Origin of the sequence: Natrinema gari JCM 14663, from assembly GCF_000337175.1 — an archaeon.
Taxonomy (GTDB): domain Archaea; phylum Halobacteriota; class Halobacteria; order Halobacteriales; family Natrialbaceae; genus Natrinema; species Natrinema gari.
The window spans coordinates 1-14697 of the sequence record NZ_AOIJ01000059.1; the positions used below are offsets into that span (position 1 = coordinate 1).

16 protein-coding genes are annotated in these 14697 nt (G+C 66.3%); 3 read left to right on the top strand and 13 right to left on the bottom strand.

The annotated features are described in order from the left end of the window. Positions 1 to 391 (bottom strand): 3-dehydroquinate synthase II (locus tag C486_RS13675; protein ID WP_008457109.1); only part of this gene is annotated, 391 nt, incomplete at its 3' end. A 223-nt stretch (positions 392 to 614) separates the two neighbouring features. Between C486_RS13675 and C486_RS13680 the strand changes: the two genes are divergently transcribed. Next, complete coding sequence (locus C486_RS13680; RefSeq protein WP_008457110.1) at positions 615 to 1196, top strand: hypothetical protein; 582 nt, start codon at positions 615 to 617, stop codon at positions 1194 to 1196. Between the two features lie 35 nt (positions 1197 to 1231). Here C486_RS13680 and C486_RS13685 read toward each other — a convergent pair whose 3' ends face one another. Then, positions 1232 to 2098, bottom strand: coding sequence for an HFX_2341 family transcriptional regulator domain-containing protein (locus C486_RS13685; RefSeq protein WP_008457111.1), 867 nt, complete (start codon positions 2096 to 2098; stop codon positions 1232 to 1234). A 225-nt stretch (positions 2099 to 2323) separates the two neighbouring features. Between C486_RS13685 and C486_RS13690 the strand changes: the two genes are divergently transcribed. Beyond that, positions 2324 to 3004 (top strand): HAD family hydrolase, encoded by a 681-nt coding sequence (locus C486_RS13690; protein ID WP_008457112.1) that lies wholly within the window; start codon positions 2324 to 2326, stop codon positions 3002 to 3004. 42 nt (positions 3005 to 3046) lie between these two features. Here C486_RS13690 and C486_RS13695 read toward each other — a convergent pair whose 3' ends face one another. Together C486_RS13695 and C486_RS21365 are read right to left on the bottom strand one after the other, a co-directional pair. After that, the gene (locus tag C486_RS13695) at positions 3047 to 3586 is read right to left on the bottom strand and encodes a hypothetical protein (RefSeq protein ID WP_049910570.1); all 540 of its coding nucleotides are present in this window, start codon (positions 3584 to 3586) and stop codon (positions 3047 to 3049) included. Between the two features lie 184 nt (positions 3587 to 3770). After that, positions 3771 to 3908, bottom strand: a complete 138-nt coding sequence (locus C486_RS21365) for a hypothetical protein (RefSeq protein ID WP_014865732.1) — start codon at positions 3906 to 3908, stop codon at positions 3771 to 3773. 168 nt (positions 3909 to 4076) lie between these two features. Between C486_RS21365 and C486_RS13700 the strand changes: the two genes are divergently transcribed. After that, positions 4077 to 5030 (top strand): cation diffusion facilitator family transporter, encoded by a 954-nt coding sequence (locus C486_RS13700; protein WP_008457114.1) that lies wholly within the window; start codon positions 4077 to 4079, stop codon positions 5028 to 5030. A gap of 72 nt (positions 5031 to 5102) precedes the next feature. Here C486_RS13700 and C486_RS13705 read toward each other — a convergent pair whose 3' ends face one another. The 9 genes from C486_RS13705 to C486_RS13745 form a co-directional block, all read right to left on the bottom strand. Continuing rightward, complete coding sequence (locus C486_RS13705) at positions 5103 to 5897, bottom strand: 2-amino-3,7-dideoxy-D-threo-hept-6-ulosonate synthase (RefSeq protein WP_008457115.1); 795 nt, start codon at positions 5895 to 5897, stop codon at positions 5103 to 5105. Positions 5898 to 5942: 45 nt separating this feature from the next. Continuing rightward, positions 5943 to 6848 carry a tryptophan synthase subunit alpha gene (gene trpA / locus C486_RS13710; RefSeq protein WP_008457116.1) on the bottom strand — a complete coding sequence of 302 codons (906 nt, stop codon included), beginning with the start codon at positions 6846 to 6848 and terminating at the stop codon, positions 5943 to 5945. Further along, a complete protein-coding gene (gene trpB, locus C486_RS13715) occupies positions 6845 to 8164 on the bottom strand; it encodes a tryptophan synthase subunit beta (protein ID WP_008457117.1) in 1320 nt (439 codons plus the stop codon). Before trpB ends, trpA begins: the two co-directional genes overlap by 4 nt. After that, on the bottom strand, positions 8161 to 8997 hold the full coding sequence (trpC, locus tag C486_RS13720) for an indole-3-glycerol phosphate synthase (protein WP_008457118.1): 837 nt from the start codon (positions 8995 to 8997) through the stop codon (positions 8161 to 8163). Before trpC ends, trpB begins: the two co-directional genes overlap by 4 nt. Positions 8998 to 9202: 205 nt before the next feature. After that, positions 9203 to 9733 (bottom strand): TorD/DmsD family molecular chaperone, encoded by a 531-nt coding sequence (locus C486_RS13725; protein WP_008457119.1) that lies wholly within the window; start codon positions 9731 to 9733, stop codon positions 9203 to 9205. Beyond that, positions 9726 to 11102, bottom strand: a complete 1377-nt coding sequence (nrfD, locus tag C486_RS13730) for an NrfD/PsrC family molybdoenzyme membrane anchor subunit (RefSeq protein WP_008457120.1) — start codon at positions 11100 to 11102, stop codon at positions 9726 to 9728. Before nrfD ends, C486_RS13725 begins: the two co-directional genes overlap by 8 nt. After that, complete coding sequence (dsrO, locus tag C486_RS13735; protein ID WP_008457121.1) at positions 11099 to 11836, bottom strand: sulfate reduction electron transfer complex DsrMKJOP subunit DsrO; 738 nt, start codon at positions 11834 to 11836, stop codon at positions 11099 to 11101. Before dsrO ends, nrfD begins: the two co-directional genes overlap by 4 nt. Then, complete coding sequence (locus tag C486_RS13740) at positions 11836 to 14331, bottom strand: molybdopterin-dependent oxidoreductase (protein ID WP_008457122.1); 2496 nt, start codon at positions 14329 to 14331, stop codon at positions 11836 to 11838. The genes dsrO and C486_RS13740 overlap by 1 nt, the downstream gene beginning before the upstream one ends. Further along, complete coding sequence (locus tag C486_RS13745) at positions 14318 to 14578, bottom strand: 4Fe-4S ferredoxin N-terminal domain-containing protein (protein ID WP_008457123.1); 261 nt, start codon at positions 14576 to 14578, stop codon at positions 14318 to 14320. The genes C486_RS13740 and C486_RS13745 overlap by 14 nt, the downstream gene beginning before the upstream one ends. Positions 14579 to 14697 lie beyond the last annotated feature (119 nt).

Genomic DNA, 14697 nt, shown 5'->3' on the forward strand with positions numbered 1-14697 from the left:
CGTATTCCGTTCCGAGGATGCGGACGTACGCGCCCCGGTCGAAGTCGCCGTCACGGCGCAGCGTCGAGAGATCCGCCGATCCCGAGAAGTCCTCGGGGAGGTCGATGGTCGCGTCGCCCTCGCCGTTTTTCCCGACGACGATGGCGTCCGCCCGCGTGGCGGCGTCTCCGGTCTCGTCCTCGGCCTCGTCGATGTCGTCGACCAGGGTCACGTTCCCGTCGGTCCGAAACGCCGCGACGTTGATGTCGCCGAGTTCGTGGACGCGCTCGACGTCGTCCTCGTCGACCAGTACCCAGTCTGCACCCGCCTCGAGCGCGGCGGTGATCCGTGCCCGGCGATCGTCCCAATCGCCGACGGTGTCGTCGGCTTTTACCCAGACAGCTCGCGTCATGAATCGACGGTCGAAGGGAACCGGCTTGAACGTGGCGAATCGGGGAGGGGCGACACAACGACCGCCGAACACCGGGCGAATCGACGTGAGCCGCCGACTCGCCGATCGTCGCGACCGTCACGGCCGTCATCTATCTTCGGATGGTATGGATACTCTCGATAGTAACGATTGTACGAATACCTTCTCAGAAGTTGATAATACCTCTCCGGACGATCGGTTTCATATGGGTCAGCGCCACCTCGAGAAGAGCGATGAACCGACCATCGACTGCGCCGCCCGTCGACTCGGGGTGGAATCCGTCGGCGACGTCGCCCGAGCGGCGTTCGACCACGCGGGCGAGCTGGCGACGCTCGAGTGCGGCCACACCGCTGCCGTGCTCGGTGCCGTTCGCCTCGCCGCTCGCCGTACCGGCGTCGGTGAACCCGCGCCCGAGCGGCTCGCGGAGTCGTTCGACGTCGATCCGGAGCGGGTCGCCACGGCCGACGCGGTGCTGGCGACGTATCTGAGTCCGCCCGCCGATCAGGACGAGATCCGCTCGCTGCGCCGGACGCTCGTCGTGGCCCGGGAGGTTCGGGCCGCGGTCGAGCATGGTCGGAACGCTGGCCCCGAGCTTCCGGGCTCGCACCTCGCTGACGCCGCGCCCTTCCTGCTCGCTCGCGCGAGCAGCCACCTCGATTCCCGCACCGACCGCGAGTACCCGGGGCTCGAGACGGCGGCGCTTCGCGACCACATCGAGCGCCTCGAAGCCGACCTCGAACTGGCTCGGCTCGGGACGAAACTGTACACGCTGGTCGACGAGGACTGAGCCGCCCGGGGTCTCTTCGGCTGACGCCCGTACCGCTATCGTGGCTCGGTGCCCTCCTCGATGAGTTTGTGTCGGAACGCCCGGTAGGCGTTTTCACCTCGTGTCGTCAACTCCACGACACGCCGCCGACCGACCGATTCGATCGTGACGTATCCGTCCTCGACCAGCGGCTCGAGGACGTGCGTATCGAGCACGCGGAACGCCCCTTTGTCCTCGCCGGAACGCTCGTCGGGGGAGCGGCGATCGGCCATGAAGTCGAGTTCTCGATCACGAGCGTACTCGATGAGATCTTTCTTCTTCGGCGGGGCCGTCCGATCGTCGTGGTACCCTTCCCACGCGGCCGGGTCGTCGAGGAACCCCATGATCGCCACCTGATCGCGCGTCGGCGACTCGATCGGGTAGGTCGGTACCTCCTCGATCTCGTCGAGGCCGAACGAGACCGGCTCGTTCGCTCCGTCGTGGGCGTACTCCGACGGCTCGACGTAGTAGGCGTGGGCGTCCGTCGAAACGTCCATGCACGCGATCGTCGCGCCGATCGCCGGGATCGTGCCGGCGCCGGAAACGTTGACGTACACCTGATCGTCGGCGTGTACGTCGGCCAGCGTCGTCACGTCGCCGAGCACCGCGTACACGTCCGTGAGATCACACTCCCGGGTACGGACTTCGGGGACGATCGACTCGAGTTCCGTTCGCAACTCCGCGTGATAGTCGGCTGCTGCCGTCGCGTTTCGTTGGCCCGTTCCATCGTCCGCCTCGCTCGGTTCCCCACCCCGTCGTCCGCTGCCCGTGTGCTCGTCTTCGAGCAGGTAGACCAGATCCGCCCGCTGGGTCTTGATCGGCTTGAGGATCCGATCGAACTCGTATCCCAGCGGCACGACGTGGACTCGCTTGACGACCTCCATACGCCGACAGACTCGTCAGTAAAAATAACTGCTACGGATCGCCGGTCGGACTCGAGTCGAATCGCCGCCAGCCGGCGGTTTCGACCGACCGGCCGAACGTTCGTCCGGCCAAACATGAAAGGGGGCCGGAAATATCGGGCGATTCACGACGGCAGCCGCCATCCCTTCGTGTGGGGAGCGGGTCGGCGAAACGTTCAGAACGCCCGAGACCGTACACGATTCCAGATGGCCGCCTACGACGCGATCTGTTTCGATCTCGATGCCACCCTCTGTGAATCGACGCAAGACCCCATGACCCTGCTCGAGTCGACCTTCGACCGTGCCGGCTACGAGCCGTTCTGTACGCCCGCGGACCTGCGGACCGCCGTCCCGGACCTGCCGACCGCCGAGACGGACCGCGAGTTCTACGAACACCTCTTTACCGCCGTCGCGGATCGCGCCGGCGTCGATGCCGACGTTGCGCCCGCGCTCGCGGCGGAATACCTTGCGGTGCAGGACCCGACCGCCGTCGACTTTCGCCCGGGCGCGAAAGCGGCGCTCGAGCATGCCCGCGACCGAAGCCGTGTCGGACTCGGGCTCATCACGAACGGCGGCCAAAAGACGCAGACGCGGAAGCTCCAGGCGTTGGGCATCGGCGACGCCTTCGACGTGCGCGTTTTTACGGACCCGAGCGCCGGGATTCACCCGAAACCCAGCGCGGCCCCCTTCAAGCACGCGCTGACTGAACTGTCCGTCGCGCCCGATGCGGCGATCCACGTCGGCGACTCCCTCCACGCCGATATCGCGGGTGCTAACGCGATGGGACTCGACTCGGCCTGGCTTGATCCCGGCCGCGACGGAGCGACCGGCGAGCACGAGCCGACCTACGAACTCGCGTCGCTCGAGGCGTTCGAGACGATCGTCTGAACCGGCCGGTTGACGGCCTCGATGGCCGATACGGCGTCGCCGTTAGCGGTCGGGGAGCAGATCCGTGTGCACCACGGCCCGATACTGCGTATCCGTCCCTTCCTCGAGTCGCTTGAGTAGGGCCGCCGCGTCCGGGAAGCTCTCGGGCAGTTCGAACGCGTCGGACGCCGCGTCGTCGCGTTGCTTACAGAGCTTGACGAACGCGACCAGCGCGTCGTAGGTCCCGCTGCGGGCGTAGACCACGCCGATGTCCCGCTCGAACCCATCGCGCCAGTGCTCGATCACCGGTTCGGCCGCGCGCCGCGGCCGTCGCATCCGCTCGGCCAGTTCGTCGGTGTCGATGCCGGTGTCGGCCTCGCCGGTCAGGGCCTCGAAGGCCGCCTGCATGTCGTCGGTTTCGGCCTCGAGCGCCGGCGCATCCGCTTCCGCCTCGAGCAACTCGGCGAACGCCTCGAGTTCCGCGCGGCGGATCGCGACGGGGTAGACGAAATCGTGGGTCTCTTTCGGGAGCGTGTACGACTTCGCTGCGACGCCTTGCTCGCCGGGATCGGACTTGCCCAGCATTAAGTCGAGTATTCCCATACTCGAAACAGGTATGGTCAGTCGAATAAGCCTTCCGCGCTCGGCTAGTCGTTCGCGGGTGCCCAGCGCGGAAGCGACGACACGCCGTTGGGTTCCGGGTGTGGAATCAGTTTGTCCGTACTGAAGGGACGCCCTCGCACTCGGGGTCGGTTACTGCTCGCCGCCGCGCCCGCAGCGACACCGTCTACTCGAGGCGCTCGAGGTTGACCGCGAGATCGGCCTCGTCGACGACGTCGCGGGCGTGACGCCGCACCTGGCGACGATTTCGTCCGCGAGCGTGCGTTTCTCGCCGTCGGTCACGGACTCGAGACGAGGAGGTCATTTCGATCGAGTCGCTCCGGACCGGTGACGGAGCCGTCGCGCTCGATAGCGACGAGACGCCGTGTGGTCTCTTTAACAATATAGGCGTAGAAATTTGTTATGGTTAGCATAGAAAACGCCGATTAATAGCAGCTGAATTAATAACCCAGCGCTCCGAGTCCGACCTACGATGGGTCGGAACGAGTCGACTCGCTCTCACGGCGACTCACACGCACACGACGGGCACGGGCACGGACACGACCACGGCGGGGACACGACGAGCAGCCGCAAACTCGCCGCCGTCTCGCTGATCAACGTCGTCGGCTTCGTCGTCGAACTCGCGGGCGGACTGGCGTTCGGTTCGGTCGCGCTCATCAGCGACGCCGTCCACATGCTGTTCGACGCGCTCGCGTACGTGATGGCCTTCGCCGCCGCCTACGTCGCCGAGCGCTACGGCGACGGTGACCGCTGGTCGTACGGCCTCCATCGCCTCGAGCCGTTCGCCGCCTTCCTCAACGGCCTGCTCCTCCTCCCGATGGTCGGGTTCATCCTCTGGGAATCCGTCCAGCGGTTTCTCGATCCCATCGCGATCGGGACCGGACCGACGATCGCCATCGCGATCGGGGGCTTGCTCGTCAACGTCGGGTCGGTCGTCGTCCTCCACGGCGACGCGATGAGTCTCAACGAGAAGGGGGCGTTCTACCACCTGCTCGGTGATGCCGGCGGCTCGGTCGCCGTCATCGTCTCGGTGCTGGCCGTCGAGGTCACCGGTCTCCGCGCCATCGACCCGATCACCGCGGCGCTGATCGCCGCCGTCGTGGCCTGGTCGGCGATCACCGTCCTGCGCGGCAGCGGCGAGATCTTCTTCCTCAAGACGCCCCTCGAGAGCGGCGTGATCCGCACTCACCTCACCACGATCGAGGGCGTCGACCGCGTCGCTGACTTCCACGCGTGGCAGATCTGCAGCCAGATCACGGTCGCGACGGTCCACGTCGAAACCGGCGTCGAGACGATGGCCGAAGCCGAGACGGTCGTCGGCCGCGTCCACGACGAACTCGACCGCCACGGCGTCGATCACGCCACCGTCGAACTGAGCCCGCGGTACGCCGACCGGGACGTCCACCTCGATACACACTGTCACTGAGGGCCGGCACGTCGCGAGCGCCGCCGCTGTGGACCGGTCGAACGCACCGGCAGAACTGGAGAATTTGGAGAATTAGGCCTCGAGCGCCAGCCCCGCTTCGGCCAGCGCGTCGTCGACCGAGAGATCGTCGTGGACGACGCCCGCGACGGCCCGGGCGATGGCTTCGGGGTCCTCGTGCTGGAAAACCGAGCGACCCATGGAGATGCCAGCGCCGCCGGCGTCCATCGTGCCGCGGACCATCTCGACCGTCTCGCGGTCGCTCCCCTTCGAGCCGCCGGCGATGATGACCGGGAGCCGCGTCGACTCGACGACGTGCTGGAAGCTCTCGGCGTCGCCGCTGTATCCCGTTTTGACGATGTCAGCGCCGAGTTCCTCGGCGAACCGAACCGCGTGGCCGAGCGCTTCGGGGTCCGTCGAGTCGACGCCGGGGCCACGGGCGTAGGCCATCGCGAGGACCGGCATGCCGAACCGCTGGGCCTGCTCGGTGATTTCCGAGAGCTGGCTGATCTGCTCGGGCTCGTGGTCCGAGCCGACGTTGATGTGGAGAGAGACGGCGTCGGCACCGACCCGAACTGCCTCCTCGACAGTCCCGGTCAGCCGCTTGTCCTGCTCGTCCGGCCCGATCGTCGTCGAGCCGTTGAGGTGGACGATGTATCCCTTGTCGTTTTTGTTGTCGTGGACGCGCGGCGCGATCCCTTTCTGCGTGAGAACCGCGTCGGCCCCGCCGCTCGTTACGCCGTCGATCGTCGATTCGATGTCTTTCAGCCCCTGGACGGCACCCATCGTGATACCGTGGTCCATGGGGATGATTACGTACGATCCGTCTGTCCCGATCCGGTCAAGTCGTGCGTCGATTCCTGTGGTCATTGCGGGAGTGTAGCAAGCTTGCAGTTATGGCTGTTCTGGTTCCAGTCATTCGTCGTGATCGTCCGTGATACTGTCTGCACCGCGACGTGCGCCGCGTTTGAGTTCCTCGGCTTTGGCCTCGAGTGCAGCGGCCGCGTCGCCGGGTGCCGCGCTCGAGGCGACACTTCGGGACGCCGTCTCGGAGCCCGCTGGGCCGTGGGCAGCGATGATATCGACCAGGGCGCTCCCGACGATGACGCCGTCCGCGCCGGCATCGATGATTTCGGCCGCGTGGTCGCCCTCGCTGACGCCGAAGCCGACGGCTTTGGGGACGTCGTACTCCGAGAGCCGCGCGAGGCTGTCGTGGGTCGCCCCCGAGACGTTTGCGCGTGCGCCCGTCGTCCCGAGACGCGCCTGGACGTAGGCGAAGCCCGACACGTGAGACATGATCCGGTCCAGGCGCTCGCCCTCGGTCGTCGGCGCGATGATGAAGACGAGATCGAGCCCGGTGTCGTCGCAGGCCGCCCGCAGCGGATCGGCCTCCTCGGCGGGCAGGTCGGGGACGATGATCCCCGAGAGACCGGCCTCGGCGGCGCGCTCGACGAACGGTCGCACGTCGGGTTCGGCACCGTACTGGAGGAGCATGTTGTAGTACGTCATCACCAGCAGCGGTGCCTCTGTCTCGAGGTCGGCGACCAACTCGAAGAAGCCCTCAGGGGTCGTGCCGGCCTCGAGCGCACGATTGATCGCGGCCTGGATCGTCGCTCCCTCCGCGACCGGTTCCGAGAACGGGAGGCCGAGTTCGATCAGGTCCGCACCGCCCCGGTCGAGTGCTTCGACGTACGCCTTCGTGTCCGCGAGCGAGGGATCGCCCGCCGTAATGTAGGTGATGAGCGCGGGGTGGTGCTCCCTGATGGCCGCTTCGATGTCGCTGTCGTACCCGCTCGCCGTCGACCGTCCGGCGTCAGTCATCCGTCGAACACCTCCACGTCCGGCGCGGCCTCGAGATCGCGGGTCTCGGTTTCCTCGAGGACGGTCTCGAGGTCCTTGTCCCCACGCCCGGAGACGGTGACGACGACGAGGTCGCCGAGGTCCCCGTGGCCCTCGTCTCGCGGCCGGTGCCCGCCTGCGGTCTCCCCGGCGGGTCCCGCCGCGCGCTCGAGATAGCCCAGCGCGTGACTCGATTCGAGCGCCGGAATGATGCCCTCAAGCCGCGAGAGACGGTGAAAGCCGTCGAGCGCGGCGTCGTCGTCGACGGTCGCGGGCACGACTCGCCCCGTCTCGACGAGATACGACAGCTCCGGCCCAACGCCGGCGTAGTCGAGGCCGGCGCTGACGCTGTGGGATTCGACGATCTGGCCGTCGGTTCCCTGGAGGAGCTTCGTCATCGCGCCGTGAAGCACCCCGTCGGTTCCCGTCGAGAGCGTGGCGGAGTTCGGTGCCAGACCCGCGTCCTCGTCGATCTCGAGGCTCGAGCCGCCGGCCTCGACGGCGTAGAGGGCGACCTCGTCGTCGGGAACGAAGGCGTGGAACGTCCCCATCGTGTTCGAGCCGCCGCCGGCGCAGGCGATGACGCTGTCGGGGAGCCGGCCCGCCGTCTCCCGGATCTGCGTTCGCGTTTCGTCGCCGATGACTGCCTGGAAGTCCCGGACCATCTTCGGGAACGGGTGCGGGCCGACGACCGAGCCGATCACGTAGTGGGTTCGCTCGACGGTCGTCGCCCAGTCGCGCATCGTTTCGTTGATCGCCTCCTTCAACGTCCCGCTGCCGGCCTCGACGGGGTTCACCTCGGCCCCGTTCATTCGCATGCGGTAGACGTTGGGGCGCTGGCGATTGACATCCGTTCGACCCATATAGATCTCGCAGGGCATGTCGAGGTGGGCCGCGGCCATCGCCGTCGCGGTGCCGTGCTGGCCGGCCCCGGTCTCGGCGATGATCCGCTCTTTGCCCATGTATTTCGCGAGAAGAACCTGTCCGAGCGCGTTGTTGAGCTTGTGGGCCCCGCCGTGGAGGAGGTCCTCGCGTTTGAGGTAGATGTCGCGGTCGTAGCGCTCGCTCAGGCGATCCGCACGCTGGAGTGGCGTCGGCCGCCCGCCGAAATCGCGCAATCGCTCCCGGAACTCGTCCATGAAGCCGTCCTCGTTCTCCAGAACGTACCGCTCGTAGGCGTCCTCGAGTTCCTGCAAAGCGGGCATCAGTGCCTCGGGAACGTACTGGCCGCCGTAGTCGCCGAACGTCCCGGTCCGCCCGGATGCACTCTCATCGTCGTGTTCGCGTTCCATGCTCATGTCTGGCTGTCTCCGTCGTGTGCTGTCGTCGTCGCGGACGCCGTTGCCAAGTCCGCGGCATCCATCGATTCCGCTCGAACGAGCCGTCGCGTGTTCTCGGTCACGTCGCTGTCGCCGCCGTGGCCCATGATGGCGCTGCCGACCAGCAAGGCGTCGGCATCCGCCTCCCGCATCCGCCGGACGTCGCCCGGCGACGACACTCCGCTCTCGGCGATCAGCGTTACGTCCTCGGGGACGTTGGGTGCGACCGACTCGACGGTTTCGAGATCGACCTCGAGAGTCGCCAGGTCGCGGTTGTTCACCCCGATCAGGTCGGCACCCGCTTCGAGGGCGGTCTCGAGTTCGTCCCGGTCGTGGACCTCCACGAGGGGCTGGAACCCGCGCTCGCGGGCGGCCGCCACGAGGGCCTCGAGATCGTCGACGAACCTGACGATCAACAGGAGCAGGTCCGCTTCGACGAGGTCCATGCCGCTCTCATCGACGATGAAGTCCTTCCGCAGGACCGGGACGTCGACGGCCTCCCGAATCCGAGTCAGCGCCTCGGGCGAGCCGCCGAAGTGGCTCGGCTCCGTCAACACCGAAATCGCCGCCGCGCCGCCCGCGACCATCGCTCGAGCCAGTTCGACCGGATCGTCGTCTCGAGTCCCCTCGGCCGTCGGACTCGTCGGTTTCACCTCCGCGATCAGTGGCACTCGCCCGTCTGCCTCGGCGTCGGCCAGCGCATCGGCCAGCGAGCGCGCGTCCACGTCGACGACGCCCTCACCGCCGGCACGCTCCCGTGCGGCCGCGAGTATCGACTGCACCGCGGGGGCGAGCTCCGTATCGGGGTTCATTATTGTACATCGACGTACTCATGTGTACATAAGGCTTGCGTCACGTCCCGGCACTCGCCTCGAGAACGACGCCCTCACTGTGGTTGGACAGCAGGAGAACGGGAATCGCCGCCTTTCGACGGCGACGGGTCGTCGCCGGTCGGCCGGACGCCAGACCGCACGGGGGATCCCGCGGCGCGGACGACTCCCGCGAGGTTTCGGTCGGTCACCCGTCGATGGCGGCGGCAGTCATCGTCGCTAACGCCCGATAATAGGGCTCGCGCGTTTCTCGCTCGACGTCGTCGAGGAACTCCTCGATCCACAGTCGTGGATGCTCGTCGAGAAATCGCTCACACGTCTCCGGGTCCTCCCGTTCGAGGAGATACGCGGCGAACTCGAGTTCGGTCGCGATGTGGTCCGGCAGGTCCGGCCACTCTGGCTCGAGGCCGAGCCCATACGACTGGTACCACTTGACGACGGCACGCGCCGATGGCCCGAGCACTGCGTCGTCCCCATCTCGATAGAGGCTCTCATAGGGCGGACACACGGGTTCGGCCGGCCCGACGAACAGCCGCGCGTACTCGACGCGGAGTTCCTCGACCGTGGTCTCGGCCACCTCGGGTTCGATCCGTTCGAACGTCCCGTCCGACACTGCCTCGAGGAGGTCCGCGGTCGGCTGTCGCCAACAGCGGGCCAGCACCGAGTATCCACCCGCCAATCGACCGCGGTCGTCGCCCTCGAGCACCGAGTTACGCATCGCCGGTCACCTCCCCATCGGCTCCGCCGTCGGGACGACGGCCGCCGTCGGTCGCGACGGGACCGGCCGTCGTTGCAGTCGAGTCGTCCCGCCCGGCGCTGACCGGGGTGCGATCGTCGGGCTGGATCGGAACGAACCGGAGGCCGAGCGTCACGATCAGCGCGCCCACAGCGATGAGGCCGACTGCGATCAGCAACTCGACGATCGTGGGGGTGTAGCTGCCGGTCGTCGCCCAGATATCCGCCTCGAGTCCGGTGTAGCCGGTTCCGGTCGTCACGCCGGGTGCGGCATCGATATTCACATCGTGATACCCGGTGAATATCAGGTACACGCCCTCGAAGAGGATACCGACGATCGCCGCGACGCTGGCCACGAAGACCGCTTTGATCCGACGACGGAGGGACGGCACGGCGAGCAACGCGATCGGAAGCACGCCGCCGATGACCGTCCACAGCCAGAAGTGGATCGTATCCCCGACGAGGAACGCGCTAGTGATCGACCAGAACTCGAAGTGCGCCGCCCACGCGTGGGGCAGTCGTTCTGCCGCGACCAGGTAGACGACGTGGACGGCCACGAAGATGCCGAGCAATTTCCCGAGTTCCGGCACCAGTTCTCGAGGGAACCGAAACCGCGTGAACCGGTCGACGAGGATGCTGGTCACCAGCAATAGCGCCAGCCCCGACACCAGCGCTTTCATGATGAACATCGGCGCGACCAGCGGGTTGAACCAGTCGCCACGGCCGATCTGGGTCGCGAAGATCCAGCCGGTCACCGAGTGCAACCCGACCGCAAGCGGCATCGCGACCGCCGCCGCCCAGAAGGCGCGTTTGCGGTCGCGTTCCCGGCCCGCGGGCGTGTCCGCGACGCCCAACGCCAGCCGCGACCCCATCTTCGCGAGATCCCGTCTGGTGAGCAACCACAGATACCCCACGTTGAACAGCCCGTAGAGGAGCACGATCCCGAAGTCCCAGACCATCGGCGAGCGGGGGTCCGGCGACGTCAGGAAGCCGGTCACCCGGCTCGGGCTCCCGAGGTCCGGCAGGATCAACAACCCGGCAACGACGATACAACCCAGACTCAACAGCACGCCCAGCGCGGCCAGACTGTCGTACCGCTTCGAGTGGAAGAACTTCGGCGCGCTCGAGATGATCAGCCCCCCCGCCGAGAGGCCGATGAACAGGACGAACAGCATGATGTACAGCCCCCAGGAGAAGATGTTGTCCATCCCGGTGACTACGAGCCCCTGCTGGAGCTGATACGCCCAGGCACCGAGCCCGGCCACGATCAGCACTCCCAGTAGGGCGAGCCAGGCTTTGCCGCGCGTTCCGAACCGGGGGACGACGACGCCGGCGTCCGGCGCGGAACTCATTGGCCGTCACCTCCGTCAGTCGCGACACCATTGGGGTTCCCGGCGGCTTTCTTTTCGGTCCCCTCGAGTTCGTTGCCGCTTCGCGTTCGGCCGGGGCTCATCTCGCCGCGGATGTAGTAGGTGTTCGGATCGGTCTCGAGTTCGTCGAGGAGTTGTTCCGTTTCATACTTCTCGATGTATCGCGAGGCGGTACTCTCCTCGTCGTCGAGGTCGCCGAAGATGCGGGCATCGGCCGGACACGCGACCGTACAGGCCGGGTCGAGGTCTTCCTTCACCCGGTGACTACAGAAGGTACACTTCTCGACGACGCCTTGCTTGCGCTCCTCGACGTTGCCGGTCCCGTCTGTGGGCAGCGTCTTGGGGTCGTCGAAGTTGAACACCCGTGCGTTGTACGGGCAGGCGCTCATACAGTACCGACAGCCCATGCACTTGTCGTAGTCGATCTCGACGATGCCGTCGTCGCGTTTGTAGGTCGCGTTGACCGGACAGACCTTGACGCAGGGGGCGTTGTCGCAGTGCTGGCACGCAAGCGGCAGATGGTTCATCGAGAGCGTCCCGTCGCGTCCGTTTTCCGGGTACGAGCCCTCGGGTGTGTCCATCGCGTCGCCGCCTTCCGTGAGGATTCGGTTCCACTGTTTGTCGAGCGAGACGTTGTTCTCCTGGCTGCAACTCACCGCACACGCGTTACAGCCGATACACCGCTCGAGGTCGATTACCATGCCGTAGTCGGTCATCAGTTGTCACCTTCGTTCGGGTATCCCTCGAGCCAGTCGGACGGCTCGGGGGCCGTGTATTTGCTCGTGTCGATGTCTCTCGGTGCGGGTTCGACGTCCGCTCGAACGTCGTAGAACGCGAATGTCGGGGCCAGATCGTTGACCTCCATGTGGGTGAGATCCTGGTGGCTCCCGTGGACGTAGTCGTCCGTCCACCAGCCTTGATCGATATTGATCAGTCCGGGTCGCATCCCTTCGTTGTAGCTGGCGCGGACGACCACCTCTCCGCGGTCGTTGTAGACGCGGACGTAGTCGCCGTCGTCGATGTCCCGATCCTGCGCATCCGACGGATGGATGTCGAGGGTCGGTTCCGCGTTGAACTTCCGGATCATCGCGTTGTCCGCCCACTGGGAGTGAATCCGCCACTTGGAGTGTTTCTGCATGAAGAGCAGCGGATACTCGTCGGCGAGGTCGTGATCGGTGGCTGTTCTGTCCTCGATCGGCCGCGGGAGGTCGAGCACCGTGCCGTCGTCCTCGACGGGGTGGTCCTCGTCGTAGAGTTCGATCCGCCCGGTATCGGTCGGGAACGGATCGGTGTACTTGATTCCCGCTTCTTCGTCCTCGACGCGAACGTTCCCCTTCCGGCGGAGTTCGTCGAAGTCGAACCGATCGTCGTTCGACGCGATCTTCCTGAGTTCGGCGCGCTTGTCGTCGAGGAACAGTTCGTCGTACCCGAGCTTGTCCGCCAACTCCGCGATGATGTGGTAGTCGTCCCGCGCATCCCAGAGCGGCTCGTGTGCCTTCGTCCGGTGTGAGATATGTGGATGTGACCCCCACGCGTCGGTGATGTCCTCCCGTTCGAACCAGTGGGCCGCCGGCAGGATGATGTCCGCGTGCTGGACCGTCGGCGTCCGATGGAAGTCCGCCATTGCGAACATGTCGACGTTCTCGAGGAGGTCGTGCCAGCGCTGGCGGTTCGGGAACTGGTTGGCCAGCATGTTCGACTCCATCCCGTAGATCGCCTTGATCGGGAACGGGTCGCCGTCCTCGAGCGCGGCGGGGATCTCGTGCATGGACAGCGACTGCGTTCCCGGCGCGCCGTCGGGAGAGCTGTACTCGCCGCTGTTCAGCGTCGTCCCGGAGGGGTGCTGGGCGTGGATCGTGCCCGACTTCCCGTAGTCCCCCGTCAGCGCCAGCAGGATGGCGTAGGTCTGGCCGAAGACGTGCCCGTACTTGTACCGGCCGAGCGCGTAGCTCGGCGCGATCCCACCCGGGCCGCGGGTTGCGAGCCATTGGGCTGCGGTTTTGATGTCGGCCGGATCGAGGTCGGCGACGGATGCCACTGTCTCCGGCGAATAGTCCGCGACGTGCTCCTCGAGCAGCGACAGCCCGGTCGTCGTCCGGATGCCGTCGACCTCGTACTCACCGAACAGTTCGACCGCCGCGTACGTGTCGGGCTCGAGCGGCACCGGCTCGCCGGTTTCGGCGTGGATACCGACGACCCGATCGTCGTCGGCGTCGCCGTCGAGATCCCGCATCCGAAGCATCTCGTCGGTATCCTCGCGGACGAGTGCACCCGCGGTCGTTCGCTCGCGAAGGAAGTCGTCGTCGTAGGTCCCTTCGGCGAGGACGTCGTGGATCATCGCGAGCGCGAGGTGGGTGTCCTTGCCCGGTTTGATCGGCAACCAGAGGTCCGCTTTCGACGCTGTCGTCGTGTACACCGGATCGACGACGACCAGTTTGGCACCGCTTTCGAGGGCGTCGAGGACTTTCGAGGCGTCGTTCTGGAACTGACTCTTGAAGAGATCGGAGCCCCAGACGATGATCGTGTTGGCATTGACCCAGTCGGCGGACTCGTTCGTCGGCGGGAGGAAGAACCCGTGTCCGGTGATCCGATTGAATCCGACGCCGACGTTCGAGTCGATCGACCAACTCTGTTGGGTCCCGCCGAACATCGACGCCAGCCGGCCGAAGATCGTGGTTCCCATGCCATTGTCCCCGGACCCGGTGTGGAAGAACACGCTCTCCGGCCCATACTCCGATCGGACCCGGCGCATCTCGTCGGCGACGTACTGCAGCGCGTCGTCCCACGAGACCTGCTCGAATTGGGCGTCCTCGCCGCGGCCACCCGGATTAGGAGCGCCGGGTTCCCAGTCGGATCGGACCATCGGGTACTTCAGTCGCTTCGGACTGTACACGCGCTGGACGTGTGACTGTCCGAGGAGACACCCCCGTCGATACCGTTCGTCGTCGGTCATCTGCGGTTCGACGAACTTGATCTGGCCGTCCCTGACGTGAACGTTGAGGGGACACTTACCCCGACAGTTCGGGGCACACGCCGTATTGAGTACCTGCGTTTCGTCGAACAGGCCCTCGACCGCGGCGTCCGTCTCGTCCCGCGTGAGCGATTGGAGGGCGCTGTGCCCGCCAAGCCCCAGCATGCCGGCTGCCGCCCCGGCCGAGAGGAGGACGGACCGCCGACTCACGCCGGCCCCGTCCTGCTCACTCATCGTCATCACCCGTGTCTATCGGCCGGTCATCGACGCCGAACTCCTCGAGAACGGCGTCGTGGTACTTCTCGTGGAATTCCGCCTCCGTCATGCGGCCGGTACTGACCCGGACCGCATCCCTGCTCATCTCCTTGCCGAGCTTCGGATCATACGGGCTGTCCGCGAGGAGTTCGTCGGCCGTCTCCTCCCAGACCGCTGCGTCGATACCGACTGACTCGTCGTCGATCATCTGCGTCTCGTCTGAGTTTCCCATCGTGATCCCTCCACCTTCGGCTACGAACCGCGAGGCCGAGCACTCGCGGGCAAATAGTTTCGTCCTTTATAAGCAGCGGCGCGGTGGTCGATGCCAATCCAGCCGAAACCTCACGTGAC

What these genes read in the sequence shown, in the direction of transcription:
- C486_RS21365 (WP_014865732.1), bottom strand. Translation starts at nt 3,908, where the DNA reads ATGACCTCCTCGTCTCGAGTCCGTGACCGACGGCGAGAAACGCACGCT.
- trpC (WP_008457118.1), bottom strand. Translation starts at nt 8,997, where the DNA reads ATGAACCCCGATACGGAGCTCGCCCCCGCGGTGCAGTCGATACTCGCG.
- C486_RS13695 (WP_049910570.1), bottom strand. Translation starts at nt 3,586, where the DNA reads ATGGGAATACTCGACTTAATGCTGGGCAAGTCCGATCCCGGCGAGCAA.
- C486_RS13725 (WP_008457119.1), bottom strand. Translation starts at nt 9,733, where the DNA reads ATGCGTAACTCGGTGCTCGAGGGCGACGACCGCGGTCGATTGGCGGGT.
- C486_RS13740 (WP_008457122.1), bottom strand. Translation starts at nt 14,331, where the DNA reads ATGACGATGAGTGAGCAGGACGGGGCCGGCGTGAGTCGGCGGTCCGTC.
- dsrO (WP_008457121.1), bottom strand. Translation starts at nt 11,836, where the DNA reads ATGACCGACTACGGCATGGTAATCGACCTCGAGCGGTGTATCGGCTGT.
- C486_RS13680 (WP_008457110.1), top strand. Translation starts at nt 615, where the DNA reads ATGGGTCAGCGCCACCTCGAGAAGAGCGATGAACCGACCATCGACTGC.
- nrfD (WP_008457120.1), bottom strand. Translation starts at nt 11,102, where the DNA reads ATGAGTTCCGCGCCGGACGCCGGCGTCGTCGTCCCCCGGTTCGGAACG.
- C486_RS13745 (WP_008457123.1), bottom strand. Translation starts at nt 14,578, where the DNA reads ATGGGAAACTCAGACGAGACGCAGATGATCGACGACGAGTCAGTCGGT.
- C486_RS13705 (WP_008457115.1), bottom strand. Translation starts at nt 5,897, where the DNA reads ATGACCACAGGAATCGACGCACGACTTGACCGGATCGGGACAGACGGA.
- C486_RS13685 (WP_008457111.1), bottom strand. Translation starts at nt 2,098, where the DNA reads ATGGAGGTCGTCAAGCGAGTCCACGTCGTGCCGCTGGGATACGAGTTC.
- C486_RS13690 (WP_008457112.1), top strand. Translation starts at nt 2,324, where the DNA reads ATGGCCGCCTACGACGCGATCTGTTTCGATCTCGATGCCACCCTCTGT.
- C486_RS13700 (WP_008457114.1), top strand. Translation starts at nt 4,077, where the DNA reads ATGGGTCGGAACGAGTCGACTCGCTCTCACGGCGACTCACACGCACAC.
- trpA (WP_008457116.1), bottom strand. Translation starts at nt 6,848, where the DNA reads ATGACTGACGCCGGACGGTCGACGGCGAGCGGGTACGACAGCGACATC.
- trpB (WP_008457117.1), bottom strand. Translation starts at nt 8,164, where the DNA reads ATGAGCATGGAACGCGAACACGACGATGAGAGTGCATCCGGGCGGACC.